This is a genomic window from Pseudomonas sp. B21_DOA (assembly GCA_030544685.1).
GTDB classification, from domain to species: Bacteria; Pseudomonadota; Gammaproteobacteria; order Pseudomonadales; family Pseudomonadaceae; genus Aquipseudomonas; species Aquipseudomonas fluorescens_AO.
This window is the reverse complement of sequence record CP086683.1, coordinates 5,429,028-5,442,498: the sequence shown is the minus strand read 5'-3', so window position 1 is coordinate 5,442,498 and position 13,471 is coordinate 5,429,028. Positions and strand designations below refer to the sequence as shown.

Genomic DNA, 13,471 nt, shown 5'->3' with positions numbered 1-13,471 from the left:
GAAAAAGACAGCGCTGTCCTCCCGACTTCTGTTCAACCCGCTTTAATAACAACAACAATCCAGGAGACACCCCCATGTTTGGCATGTCCCACGAGACGTTCCTGCTGCTCGATGCGGTGGTCACGGTAATCGGCCTGATTATCCTGATCACCAAATTCAAAATTCACCCGTTCATCGCCCTGACCATCGCCGCCGCCTTCCTCGGCCTGACTTCCGGCATGCCGATCAACACCATCATCAAGGCGTTCCAGGACGGCTTTGGTGGCGTGCTCGGTTTCGTCGGCATCATCCTCGCCCTGGGCACCATGCTCGGCAAGATGATGGCCGAATCCGGCGGCGCCGATCAGATCGCCCAGACGCTGATTCGCGCCTTCGGCAAGGACAAAGTCCAGTGGGCAATGATGTTCGCCGCGTTCCTGGTGGGCATTCCGCTGTTCTTCGAAATCGGCTTCGTGCTCCTGATTCCGCTGGTGTTCATCGTTGCCCGTCGTACCGGAGTGTCGATCATCAAGATCGGTATCCCGCTGCTCGCCGGCCTCTCTGCGGTGCACGGTCTGGTGCCGCCGCACCCGGGCCCGCTGCTGGCGATTGGCGTATTCGGCGCTGATATCGGCAAGACCATTCTCTACGGTCTGATCGTCGCACTGCCTACGGCAATCATTGCCGGTCCGATCTTCGGTACCTTCATTGCCAAGCACATTCCCGGTCACCCGAATCAGGAACTGGTCGATCAACTGGCCCGTGAAAACGATTCGGCCAACCTGCCGAGCTTCAGCATCACCCTGGTCACCGTGCTGCTGCCGGTGTTCCTGATGTTGCTGAAAACCTTTGCTGACGTGGCACTGCCGGACGGTCATTTCTTCCGTATCTGGATGGACATGATCGGTCACCCGATCTCCGCACTGCTGCTGGCGTTGCTGCTGTCGCTGTACACCTTCGGTTACAAGCAGGGCATCGGTTCGCAACAGATGCTCAAATGGCTCGACGCAAGCCTGGCGCCTACCGCTGCGATCATTCTGATCATCGGTGCCGGCGGCGGCTTCAAGCAGATGCTGGTGACCAGCGGTGTGGGCGATGTGATCGGCCACATGGCGGTCAGCGCGCAGATCTCGCCGATCCTGCTGGCGTGGCTGGTGGCCGCAGTGATCCGTATTGCTACCGGTTCGGCCACTGTGGCGACCATCACTGGCGCGGGCATTGTGGTGCCGGTTGTCGGCATGATTCCGGGCGTCAACCGTGAGCTGCTGGTGCTGGCCACCGGCGCCGGTTCGCTGATCCTGTCCCACGTCAACGACGCCGGTTTCTGGCTGGTCAAGCAGTACTTCAACATGACCGTGGCCGAGACCTTCAAGACCTGGACCGCGATGGAAACCATCCTCTCGGTGGTCGGCCTGGGCTTTATCCTGCTGTTGTCGCTGTTCGTTTAAACGGCGTTTTGCAGGCACAAAAAACCGCAGCGATGCGGTTTTTTTGTGGGTGGAGATATCAAGTCTGAGCACAAAACCCTTGTGGGAGCGAGCTTGCTCGCGAAAGCGGTGGTTCAGTCAGTATTGAGGTGGCTGACACGACGCCTTCGCGAGCAAGCTCGCTCCCACGGGGATTAGTGTTAGCCGCCAGTTTTTGCGACTAACCCATCCGCGCGGAACATCCCGCGAATCCCGCGCACGGCCTGGCGAATGCGATCCTGGTTTTCGATCAGGGCAAAGCGCACGTGATCATCGCCGTACTCGCCAAAACCCACGCCCGGCGAAACGCAGACCTTGGCTTCGGCCAGCAGTTTCTTGGCAAACTCCAGCGAACCCAGATGCGCATAGGCCTGGGGAATCTTCGCCCAGACGTACATCGAGGCTTTTGGGTTCTCGACCATCCAGCCCAGCTCATGCAGACCCTTCACCAGCACGTTACGACGCTGGCGATACTGCTCGGCGATGTCGCGCACGCACTGTTGATCGCCTTCCAGCGCGGCAATCGCCGCCACTTGCAGCGGCGTGAAAGTGCCGTAGTCGTGATAGCTCTTGATCCGCGCCAGGGCGCTGACCAGTTCCGGGTTGCCGACCATGAAACCGATGCGCCAGCCGGCCATGTTGTAGCTCTTGGACAGGGTGAAAAACTCCACCGCAATGTCCTTGGCCCCCGGCACCTGCATGATCGACGGGGCTTTCCAGCCGTCGTAAACGATGTCGGCGTAAGCCAGATCGTGGATGACCAAGACGTCGTACTGCTTGGCGAGGGCGATCACCCGCTCGAAGAAATCCAGCTCCACGCACTGCGCGGTCGGGTTCGACGGGAAGCCGAGAATCATCATTTTCGGTTTGGGGATCGAGCCGCGAATGGCTCGCTCCAGTTCGTCGAAGAAATCCACCCCCGGCACCAGCGGCACCGAACGCACCTGAGCGCCGGCAATCACCGCGCCGTAAATGTGAATCGGGTAGCTCGGGTTCGGCACCAGCACCGTGTCACCCTGATCCAGGGTGGCCAGCATCAAATGCGCCAGGCCTTCCTTGGAACCGATGGTGACAATGGCTTCGCTTTCCGGGTCGATATCGACTTCGTAGCGCTGCTTGTACCAGTTGGAAATCGCCCGGCGCAGGCGTGGAATGCCCTTGGAAGTCGAGTAACCGTGGGTGTCCTCACGTTGGGCGACCTGCACCAGTTTTTCGACAATGTGCGGCGGCGTGGCACCGTCGGGGTTGCCCATGCTCAGGTCGATGATGTCTTCACCACGGCGGCGAGCGGCCATTTTCAGCTCGGCGGTGATGTTGAAAACGTAAGGGGAGTCGATCTATGCGCGCAAAGCGGCGCGGCGAACCTTGTTCGGCCATTGTTGCCTCGGATAACGTAAGCGCCCGGAACCGTCCGAGCGACGCTGGTCACTGCGGTGACCTGTGGCGGAAGATAAGGGCAGTGATGGCATACTGTCCAGCGCGCTTGTAAACATTTTTTCAAGGAAAATCGCTCAATGGAATTCACCAGCGGCTTCTTGCTGAGCCTTTCGCTGTGCCTGGATATCGGCGTGGCCAACATCGCGATGATCACCCTGGCCATGCAGCGCGGCTACTTTCAGGGCTTCGCCCTGGGCCTGGGCACTTGTGTCGGCGACCTGATCTACGCGGTGCTGGCGCTGGCCGGCATGACCGTTCTGCTGCAATACGAAACCGTGCGCTGGGTGCTATGGATTGGCGGTTCGGCGCTGCTGATCTACTTCGCGGCGAAGATGATTTATTCGGCGATCCACCACGAAGCGCTGCTGGCGGAAACCGCGGAAGTGGGGCAGAACTCCCATCGCAAGGAATTCTTTCGCGGCATCTTCCTTGCCATGTCTTCGCCAAGTGCGATTCTCTGGTTTGCTGCCGTCGGCGGTACCTTGATCGCGCGATCCGGTGGCGGTGGTCCGTTGAGTTCGGCGCTGTTTTTGGGCGGCTTTCTCTGCGCCGGGCTGCTGTGGTCGGCCGGTCTGTGCTTCGCCGCAAGCCACGGCGGCAAGCTGCTGGGCGACAAGCTGCTGCGCTACTCCTATCTGGCATCGGCGGCGATCTTCTGTTATTTCGCGGTGTACGTGATCGTTTCTGGCTACAACGAGTTTGTCGGCTCGGGCGCCGTCGAGCAGTTGCACTCGCTGTAAACGTGCGAAACGGGTCGAGCTTTCTATACTCCCAGCCGAATCCACTTTTCCGTTCTGAGGAGTCGCGTCATGGATGAACAACAACGCGTCGAGATAACCGAGCCTCGCTTCGAACACGGGCAATTTCTGCTGATTGCCGGTTTCGGCGGGCGATTCACTCAGGAGACCACCGAAGACATTCCCGCGTTGTGGGAAAAACTGATCCCGCACTTGGGAAAAATCCCCGCGCAAGTCAATGAAGTGACCTATGGCGTTTGCTGCAATGCGGATGGCGAGGGCGGTTTCGAATACATCGCCGGGGTGCAGATCGACAAGCTCGACGACCTGCCGGAAAAGTACCGCTGGGTTGAAATCCAGCCGCAGCAATATGCGGTGTTTGAGCACAAGGGGTCACTGGCGCAACTCCCTGACACCTTCCAGTACATCTGGAACACTTGGCTGCCGCAGTCCGGCCACGAAGCGGCGGACGCCCCGGAATTCGAGCGCTACAGCGAGGATTACAACCCGAAACTCAATACCGGCACGCTGGAAATCTGGCTGCCGATCAAGGCCTGAGCGGCGTAACAATCGAGGCGGAGCATGTCCGTCCCGGTGGTTGTGCTTTATGCTGGCGGGCCTTGTTTCCACAGATTTTTGAGCTGCCATGAACACCGTGATCCGTAACGTCAGCGCCGCCGACCTCGACCGCTGCTACGCCATCGAAACCGTCGCCTATGAAGGCGACGAAGCCGCCACCCGCGAAAAGATCGCCACGCGCATCGCCACCTGGCCGGACGGCTTCATCGTCGCCGAGGTGGACGGCGTGGTCGCCGGTTTCGTCAATTCCGGCGCGGCGTTCGACGTGCAGATGTCCGACGAGGCGTTCAAGGAATTGATCGGCCACGACCCGAAAGGCCCGAACGTGGTGATCATGTCGGTGGTGGTGCACCCGGATTACCAAGGGCAGGGCCTGGCCAAGCGCCTGCTCGCCGAATTCATCGAGCGCATGCGCGGGATGGAGAAAGCGACGATTCACTTGATGTGCAAAGAGCAACACATTGCGCTGTATGCCGGCTTTGGCTTTGCCTACATCAAGCCGTCCGAGTCCGACCACGGCGGCATGGCGTGGCACGAGATGATCCTGACCCTGTAACGGCACGTGGAGATCCCTTGTGGGAGCGGGCTTGCTCGCGAAAGCGCTGGGTCAATCAACATCAATTTACATGACACACCGCCTTCGCGAGCAAGCCCGCTCCCACATTAGATTGCGGTGGGTCAGTAGAGGCTATCGAGCACCCGTTTCGGCGCTTCCCGATCGTAGGTGTCGGCGTCGAACTGGCCGTCATTCAGGCGCTTGTGAAATGCGCCAGCAGATGGCAAGGCCGAGCGCGGCAGGTGCGTTTCGGGATTCCACGCATCCGAGCGGACAAAGGCTTTCGAGCAGTGAAAAAACGCCGCGTCCACCGTCACCAGCAACACTGTTTTCGCCGGTTTGCCATTCACCGCGAAACTCTCCAGCAACGCCGGTTCATCGCTGATCAGGGCCGTGCCATTGACCCGCAATGTTTCGCCGATCCCGGGAATGATGAACAGCAGCGACACCCGCGAATCGTGCAGCACATTGCGCAAGGTATCGATGCGGTTGTTGCCCGGGCGATCTGGCAGGGCCAACGTGTTTTGATCAATGATCCGAACGAACCCCGGCGCATCACCGCGCGGCGAGTTATCGAGGCCATCGGTCCCCACCGAGCTGACGATCACTAGCGGCGACAGGCGCACCATCGCCTGATAATCCTCGTTGAGAAAGCCGATCTGCTTGCGCACGGCGCGTTCGTGGGGCCGGCCGTAAATGGCTTCCAATGCTTCTATCGAATCGATCATCGTTTATCCCTCTACGATTTAAAAAAACAGGCCCATCCGCCGCTCGTACCCAATCCGGCCCTTGTACGCTTCGCCGCTGTCGACGTAGCCATGCCTGGCATACAGCGCAATTGCCGCCTCGTTATCAGCGTCCACCGACAATTCCAGCCCCTTGATCTCCGGCCACGCTTCACGGGCGACAGCGGGCAGCGCTTGCAGACAGGCCTTGCCGTAGCCCTTGCCCTGCGCACGCCGATCGACCTGCAGCGCATGCAACGTGGCGCTGTGCTCGTCGGCCCAGGCGGGCAATACCGGCGGGCGCTTGAGCAACAGAAATGCCACCGGCACGTCGTCCGCCAGCAGGGCGAAACCCTTGACGCCGGGGCCGGGTTTCGACAGCAGGGTGTGCAGGGCACCGTGGATATCACCGGAGAACTTGATTTGCTCGGGGTGGATTTCAATCGCCGCGACTTGCTCACGTTGCAAAGGGCTAAGGCTGTCGTAAGGCACGAGTTGGGATGACAAGGGAGTTTCCTTTTTCCTACAAGGAGTGAGCCTCGGATTCTAGCGAGATTGTCGTCGGTGAATTTTTTTGTTTCGCCTGTCGATCTACGCAAAGGGCAAACGACTAAGGGTGTCTTCACAACAAAAAACCCGGAGAACACCATGAGCGCACACAGCGAAATCCAGACCCTGATCAACACCTACCGCGAAGCGGTGATGACCAAGGACGTCGAGAAAGTCATGGCCCTGTACGACGACGACATCGTCTCGTTCGATGCGATCAAGGCGCTGCAATTCAAAGGCAAAGCGGCGTACCGCGCGCACTGGGTCGAGTGCATGGAAATGTGCCCCGGCCCGCACGTTTTCGAGTTCCACGAAATCGCCATCGAAAGCGCCGACAACATCGCTTTCGCCCACTGGGTGGCCAATTGCGGCGGCACCAACGACAAGGGCGAAACCCAGAGCTGCTGGATGCGCGCCACCGCGTGCTATCGGCAGATCGGCGGGGCGTGGAAGATCGCGCACGAGCATTGGTCGGCACCGTTCGATCCGATGAGCGGCGCGACGCTGTTCGATGTGACTCCCTGATCTTCAGCCATAGTTGATCCGTTCGAATCAGGAGATCGCCATGAAATACCTATGCCTGGTCTACAGCGATGAACGTCTGCTGCACACCTCGCCGGACAGCCCGGAGGACGCCGAATGCTGGGCCTACGCCGAGTCGATTCAGGGCAGCGGGCGGATGATCGCTGCCGAAGCGCTGGAATCGGTGGAAACCGCCACCACGGTACGGATGCGCAACGGCAAGGTGTCGATCACCGACGGGCCTTTCGCTGAAACCAAGGAGCAACTGGCCGGTTTCTACCTTATCGATGCCAAGGATCTCAACGAAGCCATTCAGGTCGCCGGCAACATTCCGGCAGCCCGGGTTGGCAGCGTTGAGGTACGTCCGGTGCGGCAGTTGAATGTCTGACGTCAGGGCGCGGGTCGAGCAGGTCTACCGCGAGGATTCGCGGCGGATTCTGGCGACGCTGATCCGCCTGCTCGGTGATTTCGACCTCGCCGAAGAAGCCTTGCACGAGGCGTTCTTCGTCGCGGTCGAACGCTGGCAGCGCGATGGCGTGCCGGACAATCCGCGCACCTGGCTGGTCTCGACCGGACGCTTCAAAGCCATCGATGTGTTGCGTCGGCGCGCGCGGTTCAAGGCGTCGCAACCGTTTCTGCTGGCGCAACTCGATGAGCTGGAACAGGCTGACTGGAGCGGCGAAGACGTGGAAGACGATCGCTTGCGGCTGATCTTTACCTGCTGCCACCCGGCACTGGCGGCGGATGCGCAGGTGCCGCTGACCTTGCGCGAAGTCTGCGACCTCACCACCGAGGAAATCGCCCGCGCTTTTCTCTCGGCGCCGGCGGCGATTGCCCAGCGCATCGTCCGCGCCAAAGCCAAGATCCGCGACGCGAAAATCCCTTACCAAGTGCCCACGCTGAATGAATTACCCGAGCGCCTCGACAGCGTGTTGCGGGTGATTTATCTGGTGTTCAACGAAGGCTATTCGGCTTCGGTCGGCGCTGAGCTGACCCGCGAGGATCTGACGCGCGAAGCGATTCGGCTGGGGCGTTTGTTGATGGAGCTGCTGCCGGAGCCGGAAGTCATGGGTCTGCTGGCGCTGATGCTGCTGCACGAATCACGCCGGCCGGCACGCACCTCACCGAGCGGTGAACTGGTGTTGCTCGACGATCAGGATCGCTCGTTGTGGGACGCCGGGTTGATGGCCGAAGGCTGCGCACTGGTGGAGCGCGCGCTGACTACCCGGCGCTTCGGGCCATATTGCCTGCAAGCGGCGATTGCAGCGGTGCATGCGGAAGCGCCGTCGGCGGCGGAAACGGACTGGCAGCAGATTGTCGGTCTGTACGACGTGTTGCTGCGCGCGGTGCCGTCGCCGGTGATCGAGCTGAACCGCGCGGTGGCGGTGGCCAAACGGGATGGAGCGTTGGCCGGGTTGTTGTTGGTTGAAGGGATTTTGGCGCGTGGCGAGTTGCAGGATTACCACTTGGCCCATTCGGCGCGAGCGGAGTTTTGCCGGCAGTTGGGCCGGGTGGAGCAGGCGCGGGCGGCGTACCAGCGGGCGCTGGAGCTGACGCGGCAGGCGCCGGAGCAGCGGTTTATCGAGGGGCGACTGAGGGGACTGGGTTGATCTGGAAGCTGCGTCGGTGCGGCTGGCCCTTTCGCGAGCAGGCTCGCTCCCACAGGTGGTTGCATTCCTCTTTGGAAGGCTCGCTCCCACAGGTGAGCGCGTTTCAATTGTGGGAGCGAGCCTGCTCGCGAATGGCAGCACCGCTTATTCCAGCATCTTGCTGAGCAACCAGCTCCCCGCCGGCCCCGGCGGATACAGGCGTGACCACAAGGCATCGACAAACACCGGTTTCGGCCAGCCCCTCACGTCCAGCTCCATCAGCAAATCAGCGGCATAACGCTGCACCAGCCACCTCGGCAACGGTGCCCAGCCAAAGCCTTTTTCAGCCATCTCCAGCAACATCAGATAACTCGGCGCCGACCACACCCGGCCTTTGCCGCGACTGTCATACGGATTGACGATGGTCGCCAGACGCAACTCACGATGTTGCTCGAGGATCTGCTGATCGACATGCTCAAGCTTGGCCAACGGATGCTCGCGGCTGACGAACAGGGCAATCTCCGTGCGCTCGGCCACAGTCGAGGTCACCAGATCCGGCGGGTAGTTGTCCTGCATTTCCGCGAAGGCCAGATGCGCCCGGCCGCGCTGGACCAGTTCGATCAGGTCATCGCATTCGGCAATCAGGCATTCCAGCTCAAGCTCCGGGTAACGCTGCTCGAAACCCACCAGTGCCGCCTCGAAACGATAGGACTGATAGGTATCGGAAATAGCGACCGTCAGCTTCGGCTCCACACCTTGCGCCAATTGCCGAGCGCTCATTTCCAGGCGGCTGGTCGCGGCCAGAATCCCCTCGGCTTTTTGCAGCATGACGTGGCCGGCGGGGGTGAGCGTGGGCTTGCGGCTGCTGCGGTCGAACAGCTGCAGGTCCAGATCGATTTCCAGGCTCGCGACCGCCGCGCTGATGGTCGACTGACTGCGGCCCAATTTACGCGCCGCTGCGGAAAACGAACCTTGCGTCGCTGCCTGGACAAACGCCAACAACACTTCCTGCGAAGCCATGAACTATCGCCTTGATCGATGGTTATTGGTTATGAAGTATCGGGATTCGGTCGGATCATGGCAACCATCGTCAAACTAGGAGTCGGCCATGACTGCCCACAAGTCCATCACCGAACGTGTTTTCCAGGCTATCGGTTTCGAATTTCTCGCCATCCTGATCTGCACACCGCTGCTCGCCTGGATCATGCAAAAGCCGCTGCTCGACATGGGCGCGGTGACCGTGTTGATCGCGCTGTTGGCGCTGGCGTGGAACGTAGTGTTCAACCGTTTTTTCGACCGTGCACTGGCGCGGATGAATCTGCCGCACAGCGCCTGGGTGCGGGTGGTGCATGCGTTGTTGTTCGAAGGTGGACTGATCGTGATGGGCGTGCCGCTGATTGCCTGGTGGCTGTCGGTCAGCCTGTGGCAGGCGTTGTTGCTTGACATTGGCGTGCTGCTGTTTTTCCTGCCGTACACCTATGTCTACCACTGGGGTTATGACGTGCTGCGCGAGCGCTTCATGGCCCGCCGCGCATATGAAAGCTGAGGTAGCCCTGTGGCGAGGGGATTTATCCCCGTTGGGCTGCGTAGCAGACCCGATTTTGGGGCCGCTCCGCAGCCCAGCGGGGATAAATCCCCTCGCCACAAACAGTCTGTTGGTTGAGGTCAGAGAAACATGCCGCCAGACGCCTCGACCCGCTGGCCATTGATCCACTGTCCACCCGGCGACAGCAGCAGCGCCAATGCACCGCCAATGTCATCCGGCTGCCCGACGCGACCCAGCGCGGTGTTGCCGGCGACCATCGCGTTGACAGCGTTGTTGTCGCGCACCGTGCCGCCGCCAAAATCGGTTTCAATCGCACCCGGCGCCAGAATGTTCACACCAATCTGCCGCGCGCCGAGCTCCTTCGCTTGATAGCGGGTCAGCACTTCCATCGCACCTTTCATTGCCGCATAAGCGCCGTACCCCGGTAGGCTGAAGCGGGTGAGGCCGCTGGAGATATTGACGATGCGCCCACCGTCGTTGATCAGCGGTAGCAGTTGCTGAGTCAGGAAGAACGGTCCTTTGAACTGCACGTTCATCAGCAGATCGAACTGCTCCGGCGTGGTTTCGCTGAACAGCGCGTGCACGCCAATCCCGGCATTGTTGATCAGGAAATCAAAGCGCTGACGCTCAAAGGTTTGCCCCAATACCTGTTCAACCTGCTCGGCAAACGCGGCGAAGTTTTCGCTGCGGCCGACGTCCAGTTGCAACATCGCCGCTTTCGCGCCGAGTGCCTGCAACTCAGTGATCAGCACTTGGGCCTCGTCGGCGCGGCTGTTGTAGGTGCCGATAATGTCGATGCCTTGCGCGGCGAGGTGCAGGGCGGCGCTGCGGCCCAGGCCACGACTGGCGCCAGTGATCAGTGCGATTTTGCGATTCATGCTGACTTCCTCGATTGCATTGAGTGGGGATGGAAGAAGTTTATTTATCCGCCATGAGCTGATAAACACAGCAAAAGCGGAATCACTGATCGGTTCATCCGAACAATCACCGGGGCTTGTCATGAACAAACTGGAACTGCTGCGGACCTTCGTCCGGGTCAGCGAACTGTCGAGTTTTACCCTCGCCGGTGAAAGCCTCGGCCTGCCGCGCTCCACCGTGTCCGAGCAAGTGCAGGCACTCGAAGCCTTGCTCGGTACGCGGCTGTTGCAGCGCACCACACGCAAGGTGCAGGCCACGCAGGATGGACTGGTGCTGTATGAGCGCAGCAAGGATTTGCTCTCGCACATGGATGAAATTGAAGGGCTGTTTCGTCAGGACGAGGCGTCGCTGACCGGGCGCATCCGGGTCGACATGCCGAACATTCTCGCGCGACGGCTGATCATGCCGCGTCTGCCGGAATTCATGGATCGCCATCCGAATCTGCAGATGGAAATCAGCAGCACCGATCGCCGCGTCGATCTGCTCGGCGAAGGCTTCGACTGCGTGTTGCGCATCGGCGCGCAGCCGGATCAGTCGGTGGTCGCCCGGCATCTTGGCGACTTCCCGATGGTCAATTGCGCCAGCCCGGCTTACCTGCAACGTTACGGCGTGCCGCAGACCATCGAGGATCTGGCGCAGCATCGGCTGGTGCATTACGTCGGCGTACTGGGCTCGCGTTCTGAAGGGTTTGTGTATGAGGAGGGTGGCGAAGTGCGACGGGTGGCGATGGCCGGCAGTGTCACGGTCAACAGCACCGACGCCTATGAAGCGGCGTGCCTGGGCGGCTTCGGCCTGACGCAGGTACCGCGCACCGGCATGCAGCCGCATCTGGAAAATGGCGAACTGCTAACCGTACTGCCGCAATACACCGCACCGCCGATGGCGATTTCATTGTTGTATGCGCGACAACGGCATTTGCCGCTGCGGGTGCGGGTGTTCATGGATTGGCTCGGCGATGTGGTTCGTTCGACGCTCTAACATGAGAATGCAAAGCGTTGTAGGAGTGAGCCTGCTCGCGATAGCGGTGGGTCAGATAAATCAATGCTGACTGACAGTCCGCTATCGCGAGCAGGCTCACTCCTACATGTTGGATTTGTGTAGGGTCAGAAGATTTGGGTGAACAGCCAATACAGGCTGCCCGACAGCAAAATGGCCGCTGGCAGGGTCAACACCCAGGCCATCAGCAGATTGCGGATCGTGCGCATCTGCAATCCTGCACCATTGGCCACCATGGTCCCGGCCACGCCCGATGACAACACATGGGTCGTCGACACCGGCAAGCCGAACATGTCCGCCGCGCCGATGGTCAGCATCGCCACGGTTTCTGCCGAGGCACCCTGGGCGTAGGTCAGGTGCGTCTTGCCGATCTTTTCGCCGACGGTCACGACAATGCGCTTCCAGCCGACCATGGTGCCGAGCCCCAGTGCGATGGCCACGGCAATCTTCACCCACAGCGGAATGAACCGCGTGGCGTTGTCGATCTGTTGTTTGAACAGCTGCAGTTTGCTGCTGGTGTCGGCATCGAAGTTACCGACCTTGTTCTTGTCCATCAGGCGAATGCTTTCGCTGGCCAGGTACATGTCGTTGCGCACGTTACCCATGGCTTCGGCCGGGACTTTCGCCAGCGATCCGTAGCCTCTGACTTCCTCGCCGATGTGCCCGGTCAGGGCGGCGAGGGCGGGGATCAGTTGCGGCGTCGGTTCCTTGCTGCGCACGTAATCGGAAAGGACCGGACGCGGATCGGCAGGTGCCGGCATTGGCGCGCTTTTCACCAGCGCTTGCTGGGTAACTTGCGCCACGGCGGCGAATTGCAGCGATTGTTCTTCCGGCATGGTGCGGTTCAACGCGTAGGCCATCGGCAGTGTGCCGACCAGAATCAGCATGATCAGGCCCATGCCTTTCTGACCGTCGTTGGAGCCGTGAGCGAACGACACGCCGGTGCAGGTGGCGATGAGCAAACCGCGAATCCACCACGGCGGCGGGGCATTGCCTTCGGGTGCTTTGTACAGCGCGCGGTTCTTGACGAACGCGCGCAATGCCAGCAGCAACAGCGCCGCGCAACCGAAACCCACCAGCGGCGACAGCAGCAGCGCATAACCGATTTTGGTTGCCTGTGCCCAGTCGACACCGCTGGTGCCATCGCGGCCGTGCATCAAGGCATTGGCCACGCCGACGCCGATGATCGAGCCGATCAACGTGTGCGAAGAGGAGGCCGGCAAACCCAGCCACCAGGTGCCGAGGTTCCACAGGATCGCCGCGATCAACAGGGCGAAGATCATCGCAAAACCGGCAGACGAGCCGACCTGCAGAATCAACTCCACCGGCAGTAGCGCGATGATGCCGAACGCCACCGCACCGCTCGACAGCAGCACGCCGAGAAAATTGAAGAAGCCCGACCAGACCACCGCGACATTCGGCGGCAGCGAGTGGGTATAGATCACCGTCGCGACGGCATTGGCGGTGTCATGGAAACCGTTGACGAACTCGAAACCCAGCGCAATCAGCAGCGCCACGCCGAGCAGCAGAAACGGCGTCCACGTGGTGACGACCGTGCCGAGTTCGTGCATGTCGTGCATCAGGCTGTAGGCGGTGAACAGCATGCCCATGGCCAGCACGGCGAAGAAGATCACGTAGGTGAACGGACCGGGTTTCTTGTCGAGCGCCGGCCTGCCGCTGGCGGCGGACGCAGGGCTGGCGGTCAGTGAAGGCGTAGCCATGGCGAACAATCCTGAGCGAGGGAAGGAATGTCGTCCATGATCGTTGCAGAATGTTACGGAGAGACTGCGGCAGGTCAGTGTTTGTCTTATTAGTCTGACCATGATCGTTCCCACGCTCCCGCGTGGGAATGCCGCCCGGGACGCTCCGCGT

General features: G+C 60.7%; 14 protein-coding genes and 1 pseudogene. 9 read left to right on the top strand and 6 right to left on the bottom strand.

All coding sequences use genetic code 11. The features are described from left to right. Positions 1 to 74: 74 nt before the first annotated feature. On the top strand, positions 75 to 1,427 hold the full coding sequence (locus LJU32_25235; GenBank protein ID WKV88631.1) for a GntP family permease: 1,353 nt from the start codon (positions 75 to 77) through the stop codon (positions 1,425 to 1,427). A 179-nt stretch (positions 1,428 to 1,606) separates the two neighbouring features. On the opposite strand, the pseudogene alaC reads toward LJU32_25235, so the two are convergent. After that, positions 1,607 to 2,822: pseudogene (alaC, locus tag LJU32_25230) on the bottom strand (alanine transaminase). Positions 2,823 to 2,959: 137 nt separating this feature from the next. On the opposite strand from alaC, the gene LJU32_25225 reads away from it, so the two are divergent. The 3 genes from LJU32_25225 to LJU32_25215 all read left to right on the top strand — a co-directional run bounded on the left by LJU32_25225 (position 2,960) and on the right by LJU32_25215 (position 4,754). Next, positions 2,960 to 3,622, top strand: coding sequence for a LysE family translocator (locus tag LJU32_25225; protein WKV88630.1), 663 nt, complete (start codon positions 2,960 to 2,962; stop codon positions 3,620 to 3,622). A 69-nt stretch (positions 3,623 to 3,691) separates the two neighbouring features. Further along, positions 3,692 to 4,177: a GyrI-like domain-containing protein gene (locus tag LJU32_25220; GenBank protein ID WKV88629.1), complete on the top strand. Its 486-nt coding sequence runs from the start codon at positions 3,692 to 3,694 to the stop codon at positions 4,175 to 4,177. A gap of 88 nt (positions 4,178 to 4,265) precedes the next feature. Further along, the gene (locus LJU32_25215; GenBank protein WKV88628.1) at positions 4,266 to 4,754 is read left to right on the top strand and encodes a GNAT family N-acetyltransferase; all 489 of its coding nucleotides are present in this window, start codon (positions 4,266 to 4,268) and stop codon (positions 4,752 to 4,754) included. A 122-nt stretch (positions 4,755 to 4,876) separates the two neighbouring features. Here LJU32_25215 and LJU32_25210 read toward each other — a convergent pair whose 3' ends face one another. After that, positions 4,877 to 5,482, bottom strand: coding sequence for a pyridoxamine 5'-phosphate oxidase family protein (locus LJU32_25210; protein WKV88627.1), 606 nt, complete (start codon positions 5,480 to 5,482; stop codon positions 4,877 to 4,879). A gap of 18 nt (positions 5,483 to 5,500) precedes the next feature. After that, positions 5,501 to 5,986 (bottom strand): GNAT family N-acetyltransferase, encoded by a 486-nt coding sequence (locus LJU32_25205; GenBank protein WKV88626.1) that lies wholly within the window; start codon positions 5,984 to 5,986, stop codon positions 5,501 to 5,503. A 141-nt stretch (positions 5,987 to 6,127) separates the two neighbouring features. Here LJU32_25205 and LJU32_25200 point away from each other — a divergent pair, with 141 nt between their 5' ends. From LJU32_25200 to LJU32_25190, 3 genes are read left to right on the top strand one after another with little or no spacing between them, the layout of a single operon-like run. Beyond that, positions 6,128 to 6,553 (top strand): nuclear transport factor 2 family protein, encoded by a 426-nt coding sequence (locus LJU32_25200; protein ID WKV88625.1) that lies wholly within the window; start codon positions 6,128 to 6,130, stop codon positions 6,551 to 6,553. Positions 6,554 to 6,593: 40 nt separating this feature from the next. Continuing rightward, positions 6,594 to 6,938, top strand: coding sequence for a YciI family protein (locus LJU32_25195; protein WKV88624.1), 345 nt, complete (start codon positions 6,594 to 6,596; stop codon positions 6,936 to 6,938). Continuing rightward, positions 6,931 to 8,160 (top strand): RNA polymerase sigma factor, encoded by a 1,230-nt coding sequence (locus tag LJU32_25190; protein ID WKV88623.1) that lies wholly within the window; start codon positions 6,931 to 6,933, stop codon positions 8,158 to 8,160. The genes LJU32_25195 and LJU32_25190 overlap by 8 nt, the downstream gene beginning before the upstream one ends. A 144-nt stretch (positions 8,161 to 8,304) precedes the next feature. Here LJU32_25190 and LJU32_25185 read toward each other — a convergent pair whose 3' ends face one another. Then, on the bottom strand, positions 8,305 to 9,159 hold the full coding sequence (locus tag LJU32_25185) for a LysR family transcriptional regulator (GenBank protein WKV88622.1): 855 nt from the start codon (positions 9,157 to 9,159) through the stop codon (positions 8,305 to 8,307). Between the two features lie 88 nt (positions 9,160 to 9,247). Here LJU32_25185 and LJU32_25180 point away from each other — a divergent pair, with 88 nt between their 5' ends. Further along, positions 9,248 to 9,685 carry a multidrug/biocide efflux PACE transporter gene (locus LJU32_25180; GenBank protein ID WKV88621.1) on the top strand — a complete coding sequence of 146 codons (438 nt, stop codon included), beginning with the start codon at positions 9,248 to 9,250 and terminating at the stop codon, positions 9,683 to 9,685. Positions 9,686 to 9,804: 119 nt separating this feature from the next. On the opposite strand, the gene LJU32_25175 is transcribed toward LJU32_25180, so the two are convergent. After that, positions 9,805 to 10,563 carry an SDR family oxidoreductase gene (locus LJU32_25175; GenBank protein ID WKV88620.1) on the bottom strand — a complete coding sequence of 253 codons (759 nt, stop codon included), beginning with the start codon at positions 10,561 to 10,563 and terminating at the stop codon, positions 9,805 to 9,807. Between the two features lie 121 nt (positions 10,564 to 10,684). Here LJU32_25175 and LJU32_25170 point away from each other — a divergent pair, with 121 nt between their 5' ends. Next, on the top strand, positions 10,685 to 11,581 hold the full coding sequence (locus LJU32_25170) for a LysR family transcriptional regulator (GenBank protein WKV88619.1): 897 nt from the start codon (positions 10,685 to 10,687) through the stop codon (positions 11,579 to 11,581). A 125-nt stretch (positions 11,582 to 11,706) separates the two neighbouring features. Here LJU32_25170 and LJU32_25165 read toward each other — a convergent pair whose 3' ends face one another. After that, entirely contained in the window at positions 11,707 to 13,320 is a 1,614-nt protein-coding gene (locus LJU32_25165; GenBank protein WKV88618.1) for an inorganic phosphate transporter, read from the bottom strand. Positions 13,321 to 13,471 lie beyond the last annotated feature (151 nt).